We start from the raw sequence: 20,743 nt of genomic DNA, 5'->3' as shown, positions 1-20,743 counted from the left end.
ACATATTGTTGCAGCTCAGAGGCCTGATGATCACCCTTCGCCATACGGGTGTAACCGGTCGTGTCCGCGCCGACCGGCATTCCGCAGGAGTACGGTTCCGGAGGAATCGCCGGGCGTGCTCGCGAGTAAAGCCGAGCAGCCTTGCGGGACTATTCGCCATGCCGTGAAAAGCCGTACCGGGAATTGGTGCGAAGTATGGGTCAGAAAAAGGGTGAGCCGGGGGCCTCGGGGGCCGCCCGCCCGATATCCCTCAAGTTAGCCGTCGAAGTCCTGCGCGGCGTCGCGCAGGTGGACTTCATGCCGTCCGCCGTCTGCGGCCTGTTCTTCGTGGCCGCACTCTTCGCGGCCGGCTGGCGCTACGGCGTCTACGGCCTGCTCGGCAGCGCCGTCGGCACCGCCGTCGCGTACGGCCTGCGGCTGGCGCGCGACGCCGTCGAGGCCGGGCTGCACGGCTACAACGGCTGCCTGGTGGCGCTGGGGTGCGCGGTCTTCCTCGGACCCGACCACCCCGCCACCGTCGCGGCGGCCGTCCTCGGCGCCGTCGTCGCCGTGGTGGTCACCGCGGGCCTCGGCGCGGTGCTCGACAGCTGGAAACTGCCCGCGCTCACCGCGCCGTTCTGCCTGGTCGCCACCGCGACGACGGCCGCGGCGCCCGGCTTCCGCCACCTGTGGCACGGCACCGGCGCCCCGACCGCCCTGGCCGGGCCGGCCGCCGGCCCGACCGGGCTGACCTGGGACCAGCTGTGGCACGGGTTCTTCGCCAACATCGGCCAGATCTTCTTCATGCCCCAGTGGTACGTCGGCCTGCTGTTCCTGGCCGGCATCTTCGCGGCCAGCCGCCCGGCCGGCCTGCTGGCCTGCGCGGGCAGCGCGACCGGGCTGCTCACCGCCTGGGCGCTCGGCGCGCCCGCCGACGCCGTCGGCCAGGGGCTGCTCGGGTACAGCGGGGTGCTCGTCGCGATGGCGCTGTGCGGCGTGTTCGTCGCCCCCGGCGGGTGGAGCGCGGCCTACGCCGTCCTCGGCGCGGCCGCCGCCACCGTCCTGACCCCGGCGCTGGCCGCCGCCACCGCGCCGTTCGGCGGCCACGCCTTCACCTGGCCGTTCGTCCTGACCACCATGCTGTTCCTGGCGGCGGTGCCGGCCATTCCCCGGCTGCGCAGAGTCTGACCGGGTTTCGGTAGCCCGAATTCCCGCCCGTGACAGGCGTGTTCATTCGGAGTTCCTGCGGAGTTCCCTCGGAAAGGAAGAGTGATTCCCGTGAATCTCGCCCCGCGTGAGATGGACAAGCTGTACATCTACGTCGTGGCCGATCTGGCCCGCAAACGCCGCGACCGCGGTGTGAAACTGAACTACAGCGAGGCCTGCGCGCTGATCAGCGAGGCGATCATGGAGGGCGCCCGGGACGGGCGCACCGTCGCCGAGTGCATGGAGATCGGCAAGCAGGTCGTCAGCGGCGAGGACGTCATGCCCGGCGTCCGCGAGATGCTGCCGCTGCTCCAGGTCGAGGCCGCGTTCCTGGACGGCACCAAGCTGGTCTCCTGCCACGACCCGGTGGGTGCCTGAGCCATGACGGTACGTCAGGCGGAAGCGGCGACCGGTCCGACGCCAGGGTCGACCTCGGCCCCGGCGCCCGCGCCGACCTCGGCCCCGACGCCCGCCGCCACGGTGGTGCTGGCCGGCGGGCACGAGAGCGACGGCGGCCGGGACCTGGCCGCCCTGGTGGAGCGCGAGCCCGCCGTCCACGCCGCGGCCGCCGCCGGCCGGGCGCTCGCCGAGGCCGTCCGCTCGGCGCTGGCCGCCACCGACGGCCCGGTGTGCGTCGTCCCGATGACGCTGGGCCGCGACCCGAAGCTGGTGGCCGACACCGCCCGGGCGCTGCGCTGGCTGGCCGCAGGGGAGGGGCGCGGACGACTCGCCCTGACCGGGGCGTTCGGCGGCAAGGACCACCTCGTCGGCTGGCTGCGGGCCGCGGCCTACGCCGCCCCCGGGCCCGACGGCGCCGTGCTGGTCACCGCCCCGGCGGCCGGCCCCTTCGAGGACGCGGACCTGTTCCGGATCGCCCGGCTGGTCCGCCAGTACGGCCACCACCGTTGGGTCGAGGTGGCCTTCGCGGGCGGCGACCCCGACCTCGCCGAGGGCGCCGAACGCTGCCGGCTGCTCGGCGCCCGCGAAGTGACGGCCGTCCCGGCCTCGTTCGGACCGGCGCTGCGCACCGAACTGCCCGGGGTGCGGGACGGCGGGCCGCTGCTGCGGCCGTCCGCGATCGCCGGCGTCGTCGCGGCCCGCACCGCGGCGGCCCTGCACCTGCTCGGCCACGGCGAGGACGGCATCCTGGCCGGCCTCGACGCCGAGCACGGGCACGGCTACGCGCACAGCCACGGCCACGGCGGGGACCACTCGCACTCGGACTCGCATGGGCACGGCCACGGCCACGGGCACGGTGCCGCCGACGGACACACCCACGGCCACACATATCACTGAACCGACAGAGAGGAAGGGCCCGCCATGTCTGGTGGCGCCACGTACCTGTACGGCGACGACCCGGTGGAGATCAACGCCGGTCGCGCCCAGGTCACCATCACGGTCAGCAACACCGGCGACCGGGCGATCCAGGTCGGCTCGCACTACCACTTCTTCGAGGCCAACCGCGCCCTCGACTTCGACCGCAACGCCGCCTACGGCAAGCACCTGGACATCCCGGCCGGCACCGCCGTCCGCTTCGAGCCGGGCGACACCAAGGACGTCACGCTCGCCGAGTTCGGCGGCCACGGCCGCCTGATCGGCTTCAGCAACCTCGTCGACGGCGGCATCAGGTCGGCCGACACCCGCGCCCGGGCGATCGACCGGGCGATCGCCCTCGGGTTCAAGGGCACCAACCTCGACCACAAGGAAGGCGACCGCTGATGGCCACGCTGTCCCGCAAGCAGTACACCGATCTCTTCGGGCCCACCGTCGGTGACCGCTTCCACCTCGCCGACACCAACCTCGTCGTCGAGATCGAGAAGGACTTCAACCAGGGCCACTACGGCGACGAGGCCGTCTACGGCGGCGGCAAGGGCATCCGCGACGGCATGGCCCAGGACCCGGCCGCCACCTCCGCCCAGGGCGCGCTGGACCTGGTGATCACCAACGTCGTCGTGATGGACGCCGTCCTCGGCGTGGTCAAGGGCGACATCGGCGTCAAGGACGGCTTCATCACCGCCGTCGGCAAGGCCGGCAACCCGCACACCCAGAGCGGCGTGCACCCCCGGCTGGTCATCGGCCCCGGCACCGAGGTGATCTCCGGCGAGCACCTGATCGCCACCGCCGGCGGCATCGACACCCACATCCACTTCATCGCCCCGCAGCAGGTGCAGGAGGCGCTGAGCAACGGCATCACCACCCTCATCGGCGGCGGCACCGGCCCCTCCGACGGCACCAACGGCACCACCTGCACTCCCGGCCCGTGGAACATCCACCGGATGTACCAGGCGGTCGAGGACCTCCCGGTCAACGTCGGCCTCCTCGGCAAGGGCAACGGCTCGCTGCCCGGCGCCCTGCGCGAGCAGGTCGAGGCCGGCGTCTGCGGCCTCAAGGTCCACGAGGACTGGGGCAGCACCCCCGCCGCCATCGACAGCGCGCTCGGCGTCGCCGACGAGTACGACGTCCAGGTGGCCATCCACACGGACACCCTCAACGAGGGCGGCTTCTTCGAGGACACCCTCTCCGCCATCGACGGCCGCACCATCCACACCTTCCACACCGAGGGCGCGGGCGGCGGCCACGCCCCCGACATCATGCGGATCGCCGGCGAGCCCAACGTCCTGCCGTCCTCCACCAACCCCACGCTGCCCTACACCGTCAACTCGGTCGACGAACTGCTGGACATGGTGATGGTCTGCCACCACCTCAGCCACGACATCCCCGAGGACGTCTCCTTCGCCGACTCCCGGGTCCGCGCCGAGACGATCGCCGCCGAGACCGTCCTGCACGACGAGGGCGTCATCTCGATCTTCTCCTCGGACTCGCAGGCGATGGGCCGGATCGGGGAGTCCTTCACCCGCGCCTTCCAGACCGCCCACCACTGCAAGGACCAGCGCGGCAAGCTCGACGGCGACACCGAGCGCAACGACAACTTCCGCGTCCTGCGCTACCTCGCCAAGCTCACCATCAACCCGGCCATCGCCTCCGGCACCGCGGACCACATCGGCTCGCTGGAGAGCGGCAAGCTCGCCGACATCGTGCTCTGGCCGATCAACTCCTTCGGCGCCAAGCCCAAGATGGTCATCAAGGGCGGCGTCATCAACTGGGCGCTGATGGGCGACCCGAACGCCTCGCTGCCCACCCCGCAGCCGGTCTACTACCGCCCGATGTACGGCGCGCTCGGCCGGGCCAAGCAGGCCACCCGGGTCTCCTTCATGTCGCAGGCCGCCATCGACCTCGGCGTCCCGGCCCAACTCGGGCTGGACAGCCGGGTCCTGCCCGTGCGGCGCTGCCGCTCGGTCGGCAAGCAGCACATGGTCCGCAACGACGCGCTGCCGAAGATCGCCGTCGACCCGGAGACCTACAAGGTCACCCTGGACGGCGAGCCGGCCACCATCGAGCCCGCCCGCGAACTCCCGCTCAACCACCTGTTCTACCTCGCGTGAGCGGCGCTTCGGGGCTCGGCTCTTCGGGGCCCGGTTCGTCGGGGCCCGGCTCTCCCGGGCCCGGGGGAGGCCTCGACGCCCTGCTGGTCAGCCTCCAGCTGACCGACTCCGCCTTCCCCAGCGGCTTCTACACCCTCTCGCACGGCCTGGAGGGCTACGCCCAGGCCAAGGCCGTCACCGCGGACACCATGCCCGACCTGCTCACCGACCTGCTGCGCCACTCGGTCGGCCCCGGCGACGCCACCGCGCTCGCCCTCGCCCACGGCGCCGCCCGGGCCGGCGACTGGGGCCTGCTGGTCGAGGTGGACCACCGGCTGCACGCCACCAAGCTCAACCGCGAGCTGCGCCTGGCCTCCACCCGGACCGGGCGCCAACTCCTCGACATCGCCCGGGAGTCGATCGGCGGCGAACCGCTGGACCGGTACGCCGAACTGGTCGCCGCCAAGCAGGCCCCCGGTTCCCAGCCGGTGGCCGCCGGAGTCGCCTACGCCTCCGCCGCCGTGCCCGTCGACCAGGCCGTCGCCGGCGACCTGTTCGCCTTCTGCACCAGCTTCGTCGGCGCCGCCCTGCGGTTGCGGCTGACCGACCACCGCAAGGCGCAGGTGGTGCTGCGGGCCGCGGCGCCGGTGATCGAGGAGACCGTACGGGCCGCCCTCGCCCGGGAGTTGGACGACCTGGGCGGGTGCGTGCCGGTCGCCGACGCGATGTCCGGACGGCACGAACGGGCCGAGGCCCGGCTGTTCGCCAGCTGAACCGCGTCCGGGAGGTGCGGGCGGGCACGGGAGTGCCGCGGCTCCCGCTCCTCCCGGACGCAGAACCAACGTCACACCGCATCAGAAGGAGACAGCAATGACCGAGAACGTGCTCCGCGTGGGCATCGGCGGGCCGGTCGGCTCCGGCAAGACGGCGCTCATCGAGGCCCTCGTCCCGGTGCTGATCGCCAACGGCCACCGCCCGGCGGTCATCACCAACGACATCTACACCCAGGAGGACGCGCAGCACGTGCGTCGCACCCTGGCCGGCGTCCTCGACCCCGAGCGGGTCGTCGGCGTCGAGACCGGCGCCTGCCCGCACACCGCCGTCCGGGACGACCCGACGATGAACCTCGCGGCCGGCGCCGAGATGCTGGAGCGCTTCCCCGACGTCGACACCCTGCTGTTCGAGTCCGGCGGCGACAACCTCACGCTGACCTTCAGCCCCGTCCTGGTCGACCTCTTCCTCTTCGTCCTGGACACCGCCGAGGGCGAGAAGATGCCCCGCAAGCGCGGCCCGGGCATCACCGAGTCCGACCTGCTGGTCATCAACAAGATCGACATCGCCCAGTACGTCCGCGCGGACCTCGGCATCATGGAGTCCGACGCCCACCGCGTCCGCGAGGGCGGGCCGGTCGTGCTCACCAACTGCCTCACCGGGCACGGGCTGGACGAGATCGCCACCTTCCTGGAGACCTTCCGCAAGGTCCCGGCATGACCGTCACTGCGGCCGCAGGGGAAGCGGCTGCGGGGGAGGCCGCCGAGGCCGCCGTGCCCCGGCTCGATCCGCGGCACTACGAGCCGGCCCGCGTCCCGTACGCCGTCCGCCGGTACGCCGGGACGCCCGACACCCTGGGCGTCGGGCGCCCCGGCAAGGTCGGCCTGCTGGAGCTGGCCTTCGAACGGATCGGCGAACGCACCGAACTCACCGGCCACTACCAGAAGTCGCCGCTGCAGATCATGCGCCCGCTCTACTTCGACCCGGCCCGCCCGGACCTCGCCGTCACCTTCCTGATGTCCACCGGCGGCGGCATCCTCCAGGCCGACCGGCTCCGCACCGACCTGCGCTGCGGCGCCGACACCGCGACCCACCTCACCACCCAGGCGGCCACCAAGGTCTACCGGATGGAGTTCGACTACGCGACGCAGCTGGTCAACCTGGACGCCGGCCCCCGCGCCTACGTCGAGTACCTGCCCGAGCCCGTCATCCCCTTCGTCGACTCCCGGCTCTACCAGCGCACCGTCCTCACCGTCGACCCCACCGCCACCGTGCTGGCCGGCGAGACCGTCCTCGCCGGCCGCCTCGCCCGGGGCGAGCGCAACGCCTACCAGGTGTTCGCCTCCGACCTCGAAGTGCGGCGCCCCGACGGTCAGTTGGTCGCCCTCGATACCGTCCGCCTGGAGCCCCCGGCGGCCGGCGTCACCGGCCCGGCGGTCCTGGCCGGCCACGACGTCATGGCGAGCCTCTACGTCGTCACTCCGCTCGCCCCCGCCGCGCAGGTCGCCGACACCCTGCACGAGGCCCTGGCCGGCAGCGGCCTGCTCCACGGCGTCAGCGTCCTCCCGCACGACAGCGGCGCCTGGCTCCGCCTGCTCGGCTCCGACACCCGCGCCTGCGCCGCCGCCCAGCGCACCGCCTGGGACGCCGTGCGCCGGCTCCTCATCGGCGCCCCGGCCCCGGCCCTGCGCAAGACCTGACCCCGCTCCGCACCTCCCCGCACCTCCCCGCACCTCCCCGAAGCGCCCCGGCGCCTCGGGGAGGGGGCGCGAGGGGGCGAGGGCGGCCCCGGATGCAGCCGGACCGGCCTGGTCGCAGCATGGAACCGGAGGCTCTCATGCACCGACCCACGTTCGGACCTTCCCCGCCCGACCCCGTATCCGGCCCGGCAGCCGATCCCGCCCCGGCCCCCGCCCCCGGTCCCGGTCCGGGGCCGGGACGCCGGGGCCGGGGCGGTCTGCGGTCCGGTTCGGTCTTCCTCTCGTTCGTCCCGTGGATCGTGTTCGACGTCATCGCCGGGCCGAGCACCTGGAAACTGGCGGCCCTGACGGCGCTGGTCGCCGCGCTCGTCGTCGCCCTGCCGGACGCGCGCCACCGTGCGCTCAAGGTGCTCACCATCGCCGGCGTGGCCTTCTTCGCCGTGCTCTGCGTACTGGGCCTGGTGCTCGACCGGCACAGCCTGGTCTGGCTGGAGACCTACGCGCAGGTGCTGTCCAGCGGCGTGCTCGCGGCGGTGGCCCTGGGATCGCTGGCGTTCACCCCGTTCACCGAGCAGTACGCCCGGGAGTCCACGCCGCCGGAGGTCTGGGGCACGCCGCGGTTCCGGCGCACCAACCGGTTGCTGACCGCGCTCTGGGGCACGGTCTTCCTGATCACGGCGCTCCTGGGGCTGGCGGCCCTGCACGTCGGCTCGGCGAAGGACTGGCTGACCTGGGTCATCCCGGTGATCCTGCTGGTGCTGGCGTTCCGGATCACCCGCTGGTACCCCGAGCACGTGCGCGAACAGGCCCGGCGCGGTCGGTGAGCAGCAGCACACCCGGGGGGCGTCCGGGCGCCGCGACGGCGGGATTCACCCGGTCGGGTGGATCCGGTGGGAGCGCTCCCGGGCGGGCGCGGGCCGGCTGGATAGTGAGGAGGCAGTCGCATTCCTCGCTGTTCGCGTTCTCAACTCGCTTCAAGAGGAGGACACATGGTCGGTACGGCGCACCGGAGCACCGGTGTGGAGGGGGTGGAGGGCGGTGTCGGTCTGACGGCCCTCCTGGTCGCCGCGGCACGCGCGATCGAGACCCACCGGGACGACACCCTGGCGCAGGACGTCTACGCGGAGCACTTCGTGCTCGCCGCGCCGGCGTCCGCGGGCTGGCCGGTCCGGATGCACCAGGTGCCGGACGGGGACGCGAACCCGCTGTGGGGGCGGTTCGCGCGCTACTTCGGCCTGCGGACGAGGGTCCTCGACGACTTCCTGCTCCGGTCGGTGCACTCGGGCGCCCGTCAAGTGGTCCTGCTCGGCGCCGGGTTGGACACGCGGGCGTTCCGGCTCGACTGGCCTCCCGGCTGCACGGTCTTCGAGGTCGACCGGGAGGGCGTACTGGCCTTCAAGCACGGGGTGCTCGGCGGGCTGTCGGCCTCCCCGAAGGCGGCGCGCGTCCCGGTCGCCGCCGACCTGTGCGCCGACTGGGCCGCAGCGCTGACCGAGGCCGGCTTCGACGCGGCCGTGCCGAGCGTCTGGCTGGCGGAGGGGCTGCTCTTCTACCTGCCCAACGGCGTGGAGACGCAACTCATCGACACGGTCGGCCGGTTGAGCGCGGGCGGCAGCGCCATGGCGTACGAGGTCAAGCTGGAGAAGAGCCTGTTGGACTACCGCGAGAGCCCGCTCTACACCTCGACGAAGCACCAGATCGGCATCGACCTGCTCGATCTGTTCGACGCAGAGCCGCGGCCCGACTCCGCGGGCGCCCTGGCGGGCAAGGGCTGGATCACCTCGGTCCACACCCCCTTCGACTTCACCCACCAGCACGGACGCGGTCCCCTGCCCGAGCCGAACGACGCGCTGGAGGGCAACCGCTGGGTGTTCGCGCACAAGCCCCGGGTGTAGCGAGCCACCGGGCGGAGCGCCTCGCTCAGCGGGCGCTCCGCTCCGGGACCAGGACGGGTTTGACCACCCGGCCCGCGTCGCAGTCGCGTTCGGCCTCGTTGACGGCGGCGAGCGGGTACCGGCGGATCAGCTGGTCGAAGGGGAACTTCCCGGCCTGCCACAGCCGGGTCAGCCGGGGGATCAGCAGGGCCGGCACCGCGTCCCCCTCGCAGATGTGGGAGATCCGCCGGCCCCGGTCCAGTGTCCCCGGATCGAGCGGCAGCGCGGTGCGGAGCCGGGCCACCAGCCCGAGGTGGCCGGTCGGGCGCAGGGCCCGGAGCGCCTCGTTGATCAGCGGGGCGGAGGCCGTGGTGTCCAGCGCGTACCGCGCGCCGCCGTCGGTCAGCCGCTGGATCCGCTCGGCCAGTCCGGGCCGGGGGACAGGGTCGGGCCCGGAGGCCTGGTCGGCTGGTCCGGCGCGCAGCGGGATCGCGCCGAACCGCTCGGCGAGGTCCAGCCGTTCGGGGTACCGGTCGACGGCCACGGTCACCGCCCCGGCGGCCGTGGCCGCCATCACCGCGGCCAGGCCCACCGCCCCCGCGCCGAGGACCACGACGGTGTCGCCGGGGCCGGCGCCGAAGGAGTTGAACACGGCCCCGGCACCGGTCAGGAAGCCGCAGCCGAGCGGCCCGAGCAGGTCGACGGGCAGCGAGCGGTCGACCCGGACGGCGTTGCGCGCCGGAACCATCGCGTACTCGGCGAACGAGGACTGGCCGAACCACCGGGGGGCCAGTTCGCCCCCGGCCGCGTCGGTGAACCGCGCCGCGTCCTCCTTGCGCCCGCCGAAGAGGTTGAGCGCGGCGAAGGAGTCGCAGTAGGCGGGGGCCGCGCCCAGGCAGTTGCGGCAGTGTCCGCAGGAGTCGAAGCTCAGCACGACGTGGTCGCCGACGCTCAGCCCGGTGTGCGGGCCGCCGGTCTCCACCACGACCCCGGCCCCCTCGTGCCCGAGCACCGCCGGCAGCGGCGAGCGGCCCGCCGAACGCCGGACCGCGAGGTCGGTGCGGCACATCCCGCAGCCCGCGATCCGCACCAGGACCTCGCCGTCGGCCGGCCCCCCGTTCAGGACCACCTCCTCGACGGCGAACCCGCCCTCGTACGAGCGCAGTACCGCCGCGTCGAACCTCATCGTCACCGTCACGCCTCCTCCGGATCGTCAAGCCTCCTCGGGCCGGTGCACGACGAACGGCCTGAGGTTCCCGTAGAGCCCCCACGGCCCGCCCGCGACGCCGACACCGCTGTCCTTGATGCCCGCGAAGGGCTGGGCGAGGGACAGTTCGGCGTGGTGGTTGATCCACGCCGTCCCGCACTCCAGCCGGTCGGCCACCGCCTCGGCCCGGTCGAGGTCCGTCCCCCACACCGAGCCGCCCAGCCCGAATCCGGTGTCGTTGGCCGCCTCGACGGCCTCGTCGACGCTCCGGTACGCCAGCACCGGCAGGACCGGGCCGAACTGCTCCTCCGTCACCACCGGACTGTCGGCGGGGACGTCGGCCAGGATCGTCGGGGCGAAGAAGTAGCCCGGCCGGTCCAGCCGGTGGCCACCGGCCGCGGCCCGGGCGCCGCCTGCCAGGGCCCGGGCCGTGTAGCGCTCGACCCTGGCCAGTTGGGGGGCGTTGTTGACCGGCCCCAGCCGGGTGCCCGGGTCGAGTCCGGCGCCGACGACGACGCTCTTCGCCCGCTCCGCGAGGGCCTCGACCACGTGGGGGTAGAGCCGGGCCGGGGCGTAGACGCGCTTGACCGCCATGCAGACCTGCCCGCAGTTGCGGAACGCCGCCCAGAACAGCCGGTCCGCGATCCGGTCCACGTCCACGTCGTCCAGCAGGACGGCGGCGTCGTTGCCTCCCAGCTCCAGGGTGACCCGGGCGAGCGAGGCGGCCGCGCCCGCCGCGACGGCCCGACCGGTGGGGACCGAGCCGGTGAAGGTCACGTGGCGGATCCCCGGGTGGGAGGCGAGCCGGGCGCCGAGGGGTTCGCGGCCGGTGACGATCGTCAGGACGCCCTCGGGGAGGGCGGTGGCGAGGACGGACCCCAGCAGGCGGGTGGCGAGGGGGGTGAACGGGGAGGGCTTGAGCACCATCGTGTTGCCTGCGGCGAGCGCGGGCGCGAACTTCGCCGCCGCGAGCTGGAGCGGGAAGTTCCACGGGACGATCGCGGCGACCGGCCCCAGCGGCCGCCAGCGGATCTCGCTGCGCACCGGACGGCCGTCCGCGATCGGCTGGGGCGCGGGGGCCAGGTCGGCGAAGTAGCGCAGGCGGGCCGCCGTCCGGGCGACCTCGGCGGCCGACTCGGCCAGGGGTTTGCCCTGTTCCCGGGTGAGCAGCGGGGCGAGGTCGGCTCCGGCCGCCTCCACGGCGTCGGCTGCCGCGCGCAACGCGGCGGCGCGGGCGGCGGGGTCGGCCCGCCAGCCGCGCCAGGCCTCGTGGGCCCGGCCGACGACGGCGTCCAGCGTGTCCGGCTGCTGGTCGGGGGCCTCGGCGAAGGCCTCGCCCGTCGCCGGGTCGACGACGGCGAAGCGCCCGCCGTCGGGCCCGGGCGGGCGGCCGGGCCGGCTCGTCGGCATGCCGGCGGTCAACTCGCGGCGGCGACGACGGCCGCGTGCTCCCGGGCGTGCCGGTCCATCTCCGCCCGGAAGTCGGCCACCAGCTGCGGCCGGATCCTTCCGGCGGTGCGGTCGCCGCCCTCGCAGACGGCCCCGCGCACCCCCACGATGTCGGTGCCGATGCGGGTCAGCGTGCCGAGGTCCGCCGCCTTGACGCTGCCCGCGAGCGCGGCGAGCAGGTCGGCTTCGTGGGCCAGCCGGACGAACTCCGCGCAGACCTCGGGCGGAACGTGGTCGAACAGCCTGGTCCCGTCCTTGATCGCGGTGTCGAGCATGGCCGCGTCGGAGCCGGAGCGGCGGGCGATGTCGGGCAGCGCGAGCGGGTTGACGCAGCCGATCCGGTGGGCGTCGGCGTAGCCCGAGGCGACGACGAACGCGTCCGGCCGGTAGTCCTTCACGGCCCGGACGACTCCTCGCATGACGTCGACGGCCTGTTCGGGCGTCGTGCACCCGTAGAGGCCGACCTTGATGTACGTGGCGCCGGAGACGGCCGCACCGAGCGCGGCCTGGGCCACGGTGCCGGGCTTGTACGGGACGTCCCCCACGGTGGCGGACAACGGCTTGTCCGCCGGGACGGCGTCGCGGATCTCCCTGATGACCCACGGGAAGTTCGCGCCGAGCGAGCCCTCGTCCGGCTTCTTGACGTCGACGATGTCGAGGTGCTCCGCCGCCTTCGCACAGTCGAGGGCCTCCTCGACACTGTCCGGGGAGATGAGCAGCAACAACGTGGGCTCCTTCCACCGCAGGTCCACCGGCCGGGGCCGGTGTGCGGGGTCGTCTGGATCACGTGCGATCCGCTCATCATTCCTTCGGCCCGCGACCCCCGGTAGGGCGCGCGGAGCCCGAACGGGTCACTCCCGTGGCGCGGCCACCCCTCGGCGCGCCGGACACTCCAGTTCGAACCCGTCGCACGCGAGTGCGGCCGGGTCGCCGGGTCGGGATTCCCGCTCCCGGCCGCCGGGACGGCCGTTCAGGCCTCAGGCCCACCGCTCCACGAAGCGGCGCTGCCAGGGCGTCTCCACCGCGTGCTGGTCGTAGTGCTCCCGGACGTACGCGACGGCCTCGGCGGCCGGGACGCCGTCCAGGATCGCGACGCAGGCGAGGGCGGTGCCGGTGCGGCCGTGGCCGCCGACGCAGGCGAGTTCGACGCGTTCGGTCGCCGACCGCCGCCAGACCTCGCGGAAGGCGTCGGCCGCGTCCGCCCGGTCGGCGGGGAGCCGGAAGTCGGGCCAGCGCACCCAACGGCCCTGCCACGGGAGCGGCTTGGGCGGGCGGCCCAGCAGGTAGAGCCCGAAGGAGGGGTGCGGGCCGGGCGGCAGCGGGCGGCTGAGGCCGCGCCCTCGCAGCAGCCGGCCGGAGGGCAGGCGCAGCACGCCGGGGGCGGCCGGGTCCCAGGGCGTGGTCGGCCCGGTCGGCGCGGGGGTCTCGGGGGTCTCGGTCATCTCGTGGTTCTCCTCAGGACGCGACGTGCAGGGCCGGGGTGCCCGGCATCCCGGCCCGGTGGGCCAGGGCCGCCGCCTCGCCGCGCGAGGAGACGCCGAGCTTGGCCAGGATGTTGGCGACGTGGAACTTCACCGTCGACTCGCTGATGTGCAGCGCCACGGCGATGTCCCGGTTGCGCCGGCCCTGGGCCAGCTGGTCGAGCACCTCCAGCTCGCGCGGCTGGAGGCCGTCCAACGGGTCGGTGACGCGCGGGTGTTCGGGCAGGCCGAGCGGCAGGTCGACGCTCACCGTGGTGCCCCAGCCGGGGACGGCCTCGATGGCGCAGCGCCCGCCGAGGGCGGCGATCCGGTCGGCGGTGCGGTGGACGGCCAGCGCGTCGGCGGCCAGCAGGCCGGGGCCGTCGTCCCGCACCACCGCCCGCAGCGTGTCACCGGTGAACCGCCAGCTCACGTGCAGCCTGGTCACGGCGTCCTGCTCCAGCATCACGAGGACGGCCGCCCGGACGGCGTCCCGGGCGGCGTGCGCGGTGTCCGCCGGCACGGACCGGCCGGCCTCCGCCGGCGGTGCCACGTCCAGCCGCACCCGGGTGTGCCGCAGCAGCGGGCGCAACTGCTGGTCGAGCCGGGCGAACGCGGCGTCGGCGGGCTCCTCGCTGAGCGCCCGGTCCAGGTCGGCGCCCCGGCGCAGGTCGAGCAGCGCCGTCACGGCCAGTTCGGTCGCGGCGCGGCGCGCGGTGGCGTCGTCCAGTGCGGCGGAGCGCAGCGGCGCGAGGATCGCGGTGAGCGCGGCGCCGTGGGAGCCGGTGAACTCGGCGATCGCCCGGGCCCGGGCGTTGGCGGAGGCCCGGGAGGCCGCCGCGTGGGTGGGGCCGGCGTCGGTGGCGCGGTGGTGCGAGTGGGTGGTGACCAAGTCCCACAGCTGCTGGAGGACGGCGAGCGCCCCGGCCGCCACCGGCTCGGCGCCGCCGTCCCGGACCAGCACCAGCACCGCGGTGGTGGCGTCCGACGCCGACGCCGTGACCACCACGACGGACCTCGCCCGCCCGGCCAGCTGCGCCTCGCCCTGCCAGGCCCGGCCGTCGGCCGTCGCCGAGGTGGTCGTCTCGGCCAGCTTGGCGAGCTCCAGGCCGCTGACGGCGGCGGTCAGCTCGGGCGGGCCGAAGGCGAGCGTGGGGGAGTAGGTGCAGATGCCGCTGAGCTGGGCGATCGCGACGTGCGGGACGAGGGTGGCGACCACCTCGGAGAGCCGGTCCATCAGGTGCGGCCGGGGCGTGCGCAGCACCTCGACGGCGCGCGCCAGCGCCTCTTCGGGGCGGCCCCAGTGCTGCCGCCACCTCTCGTCCACGCTGTTCCCGTCCCTGCCGTTCTCGTTCCCGCCGTCCACGCTCTCGCCGTCCACGTCCCCGCCCGTCTCGTTGCGCAGGCCCTTGTCAACGCCTGTCAACGCCGATGCCGTCGCCCATGCCGGCCAGCCTAGCCCGGGGGCCGGGGTGGTGGCCTGGCCGTTCGGACAGGTGGAACCATCCGAAAGGCGGGCCTGGCGACCGCCCCGGACGATCCAGGATGGAGCCGACGGAAGAAACAACTCACCGAACCCGCAAGGACATTCCATGACCAAGGCGATCGCCTTCTCCGAGTACGGCGGCGTGGACGTGCTGCGCCCGACCGACGTCGAGCTGCCCGCCCCGGGCCCCGGCCAGGTGCGGGTCGCGGTCCGCACGGTGGGCGTCAACCCGCTGGACCACAAGGTGCGCAGCGGCTCGATGGTGGCGGCCTTCCCGGTCTCCTTCCCGCACGTCGGTGGTTACGAGCTGGCCGGTGTGGTGGAGGCCGTCGGCCCGGACGTGACCGCGTGGGCGCCCGGCGACGAGGTGTTCGGCGCCGTCATGGGCGGCGCGTACGCCGAGCAGGCGCTCGTCGACGCCGACCTGCTGGCCCGCAAGCCCGCCTCGCTGAGCTGGGAGGAGGCCGCGGCGATCCCGGTGGCGGCCGAGACCGCCGAGCGGGTGCTCGGCGTCCTGGGCGTGCGGGCCGGCGAGACGCTGCTGGTGCACGGCGCGGCCGGCGGGGTCGGCACCCTGCTGCTGCAACTGGCCCGGGCGCGCGGGATCACCGTGGTCGGTACCGCAGGCGAGGCCAACCACGCCTACCTGCGCGAGCTGGGCGCGATCCCGGTGGCCTACGGCGACGGCCTGGCGGAGCGGGTGCGGGCCGCCGCCCCGGGCGGGGTGGACCGGGCGCTGGACGCGGCGGGCAAGGGCGGGGTGCTGCCGCTCTCCATCGAGCTGACCGGCTCCGCGGACCGGGTGGTGACGATCGTCGACTTCGCGGGCTCCGCCGAGTACGGCGTCCGCTTCAGCGGTGGGGCGGAGGGCGTCGAGTCCTACCACCAGCGCGCCTACGCCGCCGTGCTGGCGCTGCACGAGGCGGGCACCCTGCGGCTGCCGCTGCACCAGGTGCTGCCGCTGGCGGAGGCGGCCGAGGCACACCGGCTCAGCGAGCACGGGCACCTGCGCGGCAAGATCGTGCTCACGGTCTGAGGCCATGGGCGCCGGGGGTGCCGGAGGTCGTCGAGGTTCGGCGACCGGCCCGGTGCATTGATCAACTGGTCGATGCACCGGGCTTCCTGACGTGGAATCGGTAGAGTCCGGTGGCATGGTGACTGAGAACACATCAGGGGTGTCGGCGGGCCGCCTGGCCGGGCGGTCCTGCGTGGTGACGGGCGCGGCCAACGGCATCGGCCGGGCCGTCGCCGAACGCTTCGTGCGCGAGGGTGCGTCGGTGGTCGGCACCGACATCGACGCCGAGGGCCTGCGCCGGCTGGCCGACCGGTTCCCGCACGCCGTCAGCACGGTGGTCGGCGACGTGGCCAGCGACGAGGACGCCCGCCGGATGGTCGACGCCGCCGTCGAACGGTACGGACGCCTCGACGTCCTGGTGGCCAACGCCGGGGTGATCCCGCTCATGGAGGTCACCGAGGCCACCGCCGAGGAGTGGGACCAGGTCATGGCCGTCGACGGCCGCGGCATGTTCCTCACCTGCAAGTACGGCATCCAGGCGATGGCCGCCCAGGAACGGCCCGGTGGGGCGATCGTCTGCGTCTCCTCCATCTCCGGCGAGGCCGGCCAGCGCGGCCAGGCGGTCTACGGGCCCGCCAAGTTCGTCGCCTCCGGCCTCACCCGGCACCTCGCCGTCGAATGGGCCGACCGCGGCATCCGGATCAACGCCGTCGCCCCCGGCACCATCGCCACCGACCGCGTCGCCCGCCTGTACGACGAGCCCGGCGGGACGGAGTACCTCGCCGCGATCGAGAAGCGCCACCCCATGGGCCGCCTCGGGGCCCCGGCGGAGGTCGCGGCGGCCGTCCTGTTCCTCGCCTCCGACGACGCCTCCTTCATCACCGGCGCGGTGCTGCCCGTCGACGGCGGCTACCTCGCGCAGTAGCCGTCAGCCCTCGGTGTGCTCGACGCCACCGGCGGTCGCGGCGGCCCCGGCGGTCTTGATGGTCCCGACGGTCTCGACCAGGGCGGACACCCCGTCCGGGCCGTGACCGGCCGCGACCGCCCGCCGGGTGACGGCCAGTGCCGCGTCCAGCACGGCGGTGTCCAGGCCGCGCGCCCGGGCGGTGTGGGCGACGTGCGCCAGACCGGCCTCCGCCGAGGCCACGCTGCTGCGGTCACCCGGGTGGCTGCCCTGGTCCGCCCGTTGCGCGAACTCGTCGATCAGGGCCGGCAGCAGGCGGGGCAGGCCCTGTGCGTACGGGGCGAGTTCGGCGCCGCCGATGCCCTCGGCGCGGGCCAGCGCCAGCGCGTGCAGGTAGCCGTGCACGGTGGTCCAGAACAGGTCCAGCAGCGCCGCGTCGAACGCCGCCGCCCGGCCCGGATCCCCGCTGTCGAGCAGCCGGACGCCCCCGCCGAGGGTGCGCAGGGCCGCCTCGTGCGCGGCGAAGGCCCCGGCGTCGCCGCTCAGCAGCACGGCGCCCTCGGGCCGCCCGATGGTCGGGGTGGGGGTGAGGATCGCGGCGTTGAGCAGCCGGAAGCCGCCGGCCCCGGCCCGGGCGGCGTTCGCGCGGGCGTCGTCCGGCGTGACGGAGGTGGCGTTCACCAGCGTGCGGCCGCGCAGCGCGGCCCCGGCGGAGTCCAGGACGGCCCGGGCGGCGGCCTGGTCCCGGACGCAGAGCAGGGCGAGCGGTCCGGCGGCGACGGCCTCGGCCGCCGTCGCGGCGGACCGCGCCCCGAGCGCCCGGAGTTCGGCGTCCCGCCCCGGCGTGCGGTTCCACACCGTCACCGGATGCCCGGCGGCCAGCAGGGCCCGGGCCAGCGCCCGGCCCATCGGGCCCAGGCCGAGGACGGCAACTGCGGTGGGGGAGGAGGGGGTTGCGGAAGATCGTTCGGTCGGCATGGCGGCTACGCTAGACCTTCACGTCGACGTCAGAGTCAACGGCGGAGTCGATGTCAGAGCTGGCGTCGGAGCCGACGGCGGCGTCAATAGCGGAGTCAACGGCGGAGTCGGACGAACGAAGGACGGCACGGCATGCGGATCGGAGAACTCGCCCGGCGCACCGGCGTCAGCCCCCGCGCCCTGCGCTACTACGAGGAACAGGGCCTGCTCGCCCCCGCCCGCCGCCCCAGCGGCTACCGCGAGTACGGCGAACCCGACATCGACACCGTCCACGGCATCCGCACCCTCCTCGCCGCCGGCCTCGGCAGCGCCGCCATCGCCCGGATCCTCCCCGGCCTCCCCCGCCCCGGCGCGCGCCGCCCCGGCCCCACCTGCCCCGAGCTCCTCACCGGCCTCGCCCGCGAGCGCGCCCGCATCACCCGCCAGATCGACGAACTCGCCGCCGCGCGAGGGCTGTTGGACGCGATCATGGGGGCCGACGCGCCGAGCGACCTCATCCGCGCACCCCGCCCGGACCAGGATTCCGCCCGCCGCCCTCCCCGCCGGGCCTGAGCCCTGTCGTTTCGGTGGCCCGGGCCCGTCGGGCCCGGGCCGCGCCGCCGGGAGAAACCCGATCGCGCGGCACGCCGCCCTGTGCTGGAGTGGGCGGATGGATCATGAGGACACACTCGCCCTGTTCGACCGCCGACTGAGGCGCGAAGCGAAGCCCGACGGCCCCGGTGCCCGGATCGAGCGGGACGGCGACGTCATCCGGCAGGTCGGCGCCGCCCACGACTGGAACGGCGTCCTGTGGTCGGACCTCGACGAGGCCACGGCGGACCGGGCGATCGCGGCACAGGTGCGGTACTTCACCGCACTGGGCCGCGAGTTCGAATGGAAGACCTACGCCCACGACCGGCCCGGCGACCTCGGGGAACGGCTGCGGGCGGCCGGTTTCACGGCCGAGCCGCAGGAGGCGGTGATGGTGGCCCGGATCGAGGACCTCGCCACCGACACCGCCCTGCCCGAGGGCGTCCACCTGCGTCCGGTGACCGACCGGGCCGGGGTGGACCTCGTGGCGGACGTCCACGAGCAGGCCTTCGGCACCAGCAGCGCCCGCCTGCGGCAGCGGATGCTCGACCAGCTGGCCCGGAGCCCGGAGACCGTCAGCCTGGTCGTGGCGATGGCCGGCGAGCGCCCGGTGTGCGCGGCGCGGATGGAACTGAACCCGGGCACCGAGTTCGCGGGCCTGTGGGGCGGCGGCACCGTCGCCGACTGGCGGGGGCGGGGCATCTACCGGGCCATGGTCGCCCACCGGGCCCGCATCGCCGCCGACCTCGGGTACCGCTACCTCCAGGTCGACGCGAGCGACCAGAGCCGCCCCATCCTGCAACGGCTCGGATTCGCGATCCTGACCACGTCGACCCCGTACGTCCACCAGCCGCCCGCCTCCTCGGACGCCGGCCAGGAGAGCCAGGAAAGCCAGGAGAGCCAGGGGAGCCAGGGGAGCCAGGAGAGCCAGGAGAGCCGGGGGAGCTAGGGGAGCCGCTCGACGATGACCATCGCCGCGTCGTCGTCCAGCCGGCCGCCGACGTGGGCGAGCAGATCGCGGCGCAGGTGCTGGAGCAGGGCGGTCGGGCGTTCGTCCTGCCAGGCGGTGACGCGGTCGGTGAGCGGGTAGAAGCGCCGGTCGGCGTCGCGGGCCTCGATCACGCCGTCGGTGTAGATCAGCAGCCGGTCGCCGGGCTGGAACGGGAAGGTCTCCACCTCGTAGCGGACCGGGGCGAGCTCGCCCAGGCCCAGCGGCGGCGCCGGGCGGCGGGCGGCCAGCGTGGTGATGCCGTCGGGGCGCAGCAGCAGCGGGGGCGGGTGGCCGCAGTCGATCAGTCGGATCGCCGTGCCGTCGTCGGGGATGTCGAGCAGGACGGCGGTGATGAAGGACTCGCCGCTGTCCTCCGGCGGGGCCGCCTCGTCCGGGTCCTCGCCGCTCAGGCGGCGCCGGCGGGCCTGTTCGCCGAGCTGGGCGAGGTCCCAGCAGACGCTGCCGTCGAGGTAGGCGGCGAGCCCGGGCAGGTCGGCGTGCAGGTGGGCGGCGGCGCGGAAGGCGCCGAGCAGCAGGGCCGCGTCGCCGAGCGAGGACAGGCCCTTGCCGCGGACGTCGCCGACCAGCAGCCGGGTGCCGGTGGCGGTGCGGGCGGCCGCGTACAGGTCGCCGCCGACCTGCGCCTCGGCCTCGGCGGCCAGGTAGACGGAGGCCAGGTGCAGCGGCCCGATCCGGTCCGGCAGCGGGCGCAGCAGGACCCGCTGGGCGGCCTCGGACACCGAGCGGACCTGGGCCAGCTCGCGCTCGTACCGTTCGCGCAGCGCCCGCAGTCCGATGATCAGGGCGGAGACGACGAGCTGCGCGCCCAACTGGGTCTCGATGTTGGCGCTGGTGAGGCCGTCCCGGAGGATGCCGATGACGGTGAGCGCGGCGAGGGCCAGCAGGGCGACTCCGGCGGTGGCCCGGGCGCCGGCGTAGGAGGCGGTGAGTGCGGGGGCGACGATCAGCAGCGGGCCGAGGTGGATCTGTGCGGGGGAGAGGATGTCGACGACGGTGATCACGACGATCAGCGCGAGCGACAGCGCCGTCAGCGCGCGACGGTCGGGCCGCCGGGGGTGGCGGCGGTCGCGCGGGCGGTCGCGGGGCTGCGGGTCACGGGGACGCTGCCGGAGTGGCACCTTTCCTCTGTACACCGTCGGGGCGGTGCGGCGCACCCCGGGCGCTCCTCGGGTGCACCCCGGAGGCCCTCGGGCGCACTCCGTACAGGGGTCTCAGTACGGGGGGTCTCGGTGCAGGGGGGCTCAGTGCAGGGGGTCTCAGTACAGGGGGGGTCTCAGCCCTCTTCGCCGTAGCGGGCCAGGTAGGCGGCGAAGCGGGCGACGTCCTCGTCGGACCAGTCGGTGAAGCGGGCGGTGAAGGCCAGCCGGCGCTGCTCGTTGGCGTCCTGCAGCAGGGCGAGCCCGGCCTCGGTGGCGCGCAGGATCTGGCCGCGCTGGTCGTCCGGGTCGGCCTCGCGCCGCAGCAGGCCGAGCTTCTCCAGGGCGGTGACCTGGCGGCTGACGGTGGACTTGTCGAGCATGAAGTGGGCGGCCACGTCGGCGGCCCGGCAGCCGCCGCGCTCGGTGATCAGGTCGAGGATGCTGTAGGTGACCAGGGAGAGGTCGGGGTGCAGCTGGGAGGCCTTGTGCCGGGCGCGCCGGGCGAAGGCGGTCAGCTCGCGCTGGATGGCGTCGATGGACGACTGGCGGCCGGGCACGGGCGTTCCTACCT

General features: G+C 74.6%; 22 protein-coding genes. 14 read left to right on the top strand and 8 right to left on the bottom strand.

The genetic code is table 11. The features are described 5' to 3' along the window. Nucleotides 1-195 precede the first annotated feature (195 nt). From ACFV61_RS03090 to ACFV61_RS03045, 10 genes are all read left to right on the top strand, one after another. Nucleotides 196-1,167, top strand: a complete 972-nt coding sequence (locus ACFV61_RS03090) for an urea transporter (protein WP_380423762.1) — start codon at nucleotides 196-198, stop codon at nucleotides 1,165-1,167. 90 nt (nucleotides 1,168-1,257) lie between these two features. After that, nucleotides 1,258-1,563 (top strand): urease subunit gamma, encoded by a 306-nt coding sequence (locus ACFV61_RS03085; RefSeq protein ID WP_063349823.1) that lies wholly within the window; start codon nucleotides 1,258-1,260, stop codon nucleotides 1,561-1,563. A 3-nt stretch (nucleotides 1,564-1,566) separates the two neighbouring features. After that, a complete protein-coding gene (locus ACFV61_RS03080; RefSeq protein ID WP_380489761.1) occupies nucleotides 1,567-2,481 on the top strand; it encodes a sirohydrochlorin chelatase in 915 nt (304 codons plus the stop codon). A 24-nt stretch (nucleotides 2,482-2,505) separates the two neighbouring features. Then, nucleotides 2,506-2,904, top strand: a complete 399-nt coding sequence (locus ACFV61_RS03075; RefSeq protein WP_063349825.1) for an urease subunit beta — start codon at nucleotides 2,506-2,508, stop codon at nucleotides 2,902-2,904. Beyond that, nucleotides 2,904-4,628: an urease subunit alpha gene (ureC, locus tag ACFV61_RS03070; protein WP_063349826.1), complete on the top strand. Its 1,725-nt coding sequence runs from the start codon at nucleotides 2,904-2,906 to the stop codon at nucleotides 4,626-4,628. Before ACFV61_RS03075 ends, ureC begins: the two co-directional genes overlap by 1 nt. Further along, the gene (locus ACFV61_RS03065; RefSeq protein WP_380489759.1) at nucleotides 4,625-5,380 is read left to right on the top strand and encodes an urease accessory protein UreF; all 756 of its coding nucleotides are present in this window, start codon (nucleotides 4,625-4,627) and stop codon (nucleotides 5,378-5,380) included. The genes ureC and ACFV61_RS03065 overlap by 4 nt, the downstream gene beginning before the upstream one ends. A gap of 97 nt (nucleotides 5,381-5,477) precedes the next feature. Beyond that, nucleotides 5,478-6,098 carry an urease accessory protein UreG gene (gene ureG / locus ACFV61_RS03060; protein WP_063349828.1) on the top strand — a complete coding sequence of 207 codons (621 nt, stop codon included), beginning with the start codon at nucleotides 5,478-5,480 and terminating at the stop codon, nucleotides 6,096-6,098. After that, nucleotides 6,095-7,078 (top strand): urease accessory protein UreD, encoded by a 984-nt coding sequence (locus tag ACFV61_RS03055; RefSeq protein WP_380489757.1) that lies wholly within the window; start codon nucleotides 6,095-6,097, stop codon nucleotides 7,076-7,078. The genes ureG and ACFV61_RS03055 overlap by 4 nt, the downstream gene beginning before the upstream one ends. 299 nt (nucleotides 7,079-7,377) lie before the next feature. Beyond that, nucleotides 7,378-7,902 carry a hypothetical protein gene (locus ACFV61_RS03050; RefSeq protein ID WP_380489755.1) on the top strand — a complete coding sequence of 175 codons (525 nt, stop codon included), beginning with the start codon at nucleotides 7,378-7,380 and terminating at the stop codon, nucleotides 7,900-7,902. A 165-nt stretch (nucleotides 7,903-8,067) separates the two neighbouring features. After that, nucleotides 8,068-8,973, top strand: coding sequence for a class I SAM-dependent methyltransferase (locus tag ACFV61_RS03045; protein ID WP_380335939.1), 906 nt, complete (start codon nucleotides 8,068-8,070; stop codon nucleotides 8,971-8,973). 25 nt (nucleotides 8,974-8,998) lie between these two features. On the opposite strand, the gene ACFV61_RS03040 is transcribed toward ACFV61_RS03045, so the two are convergent. From ACFV61_RS03040 to ACFV61_RS03020, 5 genes are all read right to left on the bottom strand, one after another. Next, nucleotides 8,999-10,138, bottom strand: a complete 1,140-nt coding sequence (locus ACFV61_RS03040; protein WP_380489821.1) for an NAD(P)-dependent alcohol dehydrogenase — start codon at nucleotides 10,136-10,138, stop codon at nucleotides 8,999-9,001. A 27-nt stretch (nucleotides 10,139-10,165) separates the two neighbouring features. Next, the gene (locus ACFV61_RS03035; RefSeq protein WP_380489753.1) at nucleotides 10,166-11,569 is read right to left on the bottom strand and encodes an aldehyde dehydrogenase family protein; all 1,404 of its coding nucleotides are present in this window, start codon (nucleotides 11,567-11,569) and stop codon (nucleotides 10,166-10,168) included. Nucleotides 11,570-11,577: 8 nt separating this feature from the next. Then, the gene (locus ACFV61_RS03030; RefSeq protein WP_063349831.1) at nucleotides 11,578-12,333 is read right to left on the bottom strand and encodes a (5-formylfuran-3-yl)methyl phosphate synthase; all 756 of its coding nucleotides are present in this window, start codon (nucleotides 12,331-12,333) and stop codon (nucleotides 11,578-11,580) included. Between the two features lie 252 nt (nucleotides 12,334-12,585). After that, nucleotides 12,586-13,050, bottom strand: a complete 465-nt coding sequence (locus tag ACFV61_RS03025) for a protein-tyrosine phosphatase family protein (protein WP_380489751.1) — start codon at nucleotides 13,048-13,050, stop codon at nucleotides 12,586-12,588. A gap of 13 nt (nucleotides 13,051-13,063) precedes the next feature. Next, nucleotides 13,064-14,494 carry a LuxR C-terminal-related transcriptional regulator gene (locus ACFV61_RS03020; protein WP_380489749.1) on the bottom strand — a complete coding sequence of 477 codons (1,431 nt, stop codon included), beginning with the start codon at nucleotides 14,492-14,494 and terminating at the stop codon, nucleotides 13,064-13,066. A 166-nt stretch (nucleotides 14,495-14,660) separates the two neighbouring features. Between ACFV61_RS03020 and ACFV61_RS03015 the strand changes: the two genes are divergently transcribed. Continuing rightward, nucleotides 14,661-15,590, top strand: a complete 930-nt coding sequence (locus ACFV61_RS03015; RefSeq protein ID WP_380368919.1) for an NADP-dependent oxidoreductase — start codon at nucleotides 14,661-14,663, stop codon at nucleotides 15,588-15,590. A 115-nt stretch (nucleotides 15,591-15,705) separates the two neighbouring features. Then, on the top strand, nucleotides 15,706-16,494 hold the full coding sequence (locus ACFV61_RS03010; protein ID WP_363366819.1) for an SDR family oxidoreductase: 789 nt from the start codon (nucleotides 15,706-15,708) through the stop codon (nucleotides 16,492-16,494). Between the two features lie 3 nt (nucleotides 16,495-16,497). Here the strand turns inward: ACFV61_RS03010 and ACFV61_RS03005 are convergent, their stop codons facing one another. Next, a complete protein-coding gene (locus ACFV61_RS03005; protein WP_380489746.1) occupies nucleotides 16,498-17,451 on the bottom strand; it encodes an NAD(P)-binding domain-containing protein in 954 nt (317 codons plus the stop codon). Nucleotides 17,452-17,583: 132 nt separating this feature from the next. On the opposite strand from ACFV61_RS03005, the gene ACFV61_RS03000 reads away from it, so the two are divergent. Further along, nucleotides 17,584-18,003 (top strand): MerR family transcriptional regulator, encoded by a 420-nt coding sequence (locus tag ACFV61_RS03000; protein WP_380489744.1) that lies wholly within the window; start codon nucleotides 17,584-17,586, stop codon nucleotides 18,001-18,003. Between the two features lie 97 nt (nucleotides 18,004-18,100). Next, the gene (locus tag ACFV61_RS02995; protein WP_380489742.1) at nucleotides 18,101-18,970 is read left to right on the top strand and encodes a GNAT family N-acetyltransferase; all 870 of its coding nucleotides are present in this window, start codon (nucleotides 18,101-18,103) and stop codon (nucleotides 18,968-18,970) included. Here ACFV61_RS02995 and ACFV61_RS02990 read toward each other — a convergent pair. Together ACFV61_RS02990 and ACFV61_RS02985 are read right to left on the bottom strand one after the other, a co-directional pair. Next, entirely contained in the window at nucleotides 18,967-20,151 is a 1,185-nt protein-coding gene (locus tag ACFV61_RS02990; RefSeq protein ID WP_380489740.1) for a PP2C family protein-serine/threonine phosphatase, read from the bottom strand. The genes ACFV61_RS02995 and ACFV61_RS02990 overlap by 4 nt on opposite strands. Before the next feature lie 155 nt (nucleotides 20,152-20,306). Continuing rightward, the gene (locus tag ACFV61_RS02985) at nucleotides 20,307-20,729 is read right to left on the bottom strand and encodes a MarR family winged helix-turn-helix transcriptional regulator (protein ID WP_063349838.1); all 423 of its coding nucleotides are present in this window, start codon (nucleotides 20,727-20,729) and stop codon (nucleotides 20,307-20,309) included. Nucleotides 20,730-20,743: the final 14 nt, after the last annotated feature.

Origin of the sequence: Kitasatospora sp. NPDC059817, assembly GCF_042731835.1 — a bacterium.
Taxonomy (GTDB): Bacteria; Actinomycetota; Actinomycetes; order Streptomycetales; family Streptomycetaceae; genus Kitasatospora.
This window is presented reverse-complemented; position numbering and strand designations above follow the sequence as displayed.